The following is a 1,639-nucleotide window of genomic DNA, read 5'->3' on the forward strand; positions in this document are numbered from 1 at the left end:
ACTAATAATCAGTGAGGATGAAGAAAATCCCCATTGATTAAAGTTTCACTTTATGAGAACGATTTCATTCAGTTATTATAACAAGATTATTATTATTTACATAATAAATTGCCTAGAAAAAAGCATCTTGCTACTATTCATAGCAAGATGCTTTTTTTACTCCGGTCGTTTTTTCGTCCACGTTTCTACTACTTCACCAGTATCATTTACATCTAGCACTAGGCTACCATTACTATACCGGTCTTTATTTCGATACGCTTTCGGATCAATCTCTTCTACAATGTTTTTCTCTGTCTTTATGTAAACTAATTCATCGTCCCGAACAATTTCAATACCGACAATGCGGTACGGATTACGTTTTAACTCTTTGAAAATAACAAGACCTCGCTTCGCCCTCGTTGATTTTTCAATTTCTGATGCTTTTAGACGTTTTACAGCACCACGCTGCGTTACGAGAATAAGTTGATCTTTATCACCATTTAACGGTTTACCAGAAGCGACATAGTCATCTTCTTTTAAATTAATTGCTTTCACACCAGCAGCTCTTACACCGACTGGACTTACTTCATCTTCATGGAAAATAAGTGCATATGCACCATGTGTAGCAAGAACGATATCACTCGTTCCATCTGTCGCAAATATATCGACAACTTCATCATCTTTTTTCAAGTTTACAGCAACGAATGCCCTTGAATAACGCTGAACTTTATATTGATTTAATTCTGTTTTCTTTATCATACCATTTCGTGTTACAAATACGATAAATCGTTTTTCTTCCTCAAAGTTCGGTACAACCGTTGCCCAAATGATCGTTTCATCTCGGTCGAGTGAAACGATATTTGCAACGTGCTGACCTAAATCTTTCCAACGAATATCTGGCATTTCGTATACTGGAAGATATATATAGTTCCCTTTACTTGTGAATAAAAGAACTGTTTCAGTCGTATTCGTATCGAATCGTTCAAGTAAGATGTCACCCTCTTTCATACCGAAGTCTTTGCCGTTTGATGCATTATGTGAGCGCCATCCAGTACGTTTCACATATCCTTCTTTCGTTACAGTAACGATGACATCTTCTTGTGGAATCATCACTTCTACGTCTATTTTAATTTCTTCAATTTGTTCTTCAATAATAGCACGGCGATCATCACTATATGTTTTCTTAACTCTCTTCAAATCAGTTTTAATGACTTGAAGTAATCTTTTTTCACTTTGTAAAATTGACTGTAGCTCTAGAATTTTCTTATTAAGCTCATCTGCTTCTTCTTGTAACGCCGTAATGTCTGTATTCGTTAAGCGATATAATTGCAAGGAAACAATTGCTTCCGCCTGTGCTTCTGTAAAGCCAAATTTTGCACTTAAATTATCTTTCGCATTACGTTTATCTTTTGAAGCTCGAATTGTCTCGATTACTTGATCTAAAATCGATAATGCTTTCTTTAAACCTTCTACAATATGTTGACGATTTTCTGCTTTTCTTAATTCATATTGCGAACGTCTCGTAATAACCTCTTTTTGATGTCCAATATAAGCATCCAAAATTTTTGGTAATGTCATAAGTGTTGGACGACGATTATTAATCGCTACCATATTAAAGTTATATGGAAGTTGCAAATCTGTATTTTTATATAAATAATTT

1 protein-coding gene is annotated in these 1,639 nt (G+C 34.7%); it reads right to left on the bottom strand.

The window, feature by feature from the left end:
* Positions 1-156: 156 nt before the first annotated feature.
* The coding region (locus tag DN400_RS29250) for a DNA gyrase/topoisomerase IV subunit A (protein ID WP_255478038.1) at positions 157-1,639 on the bottom strand (1,483 nt) is incomplete at its 5' end.

Source organism: Bacillus sp. AR8-1 (assembly GCF_008042345.1).
GTDB lineage: Bacteria > Bacillota > Bacilli > Bacillales > Bacillaceae_G > Bacillus_A > Bacillus_A cereus.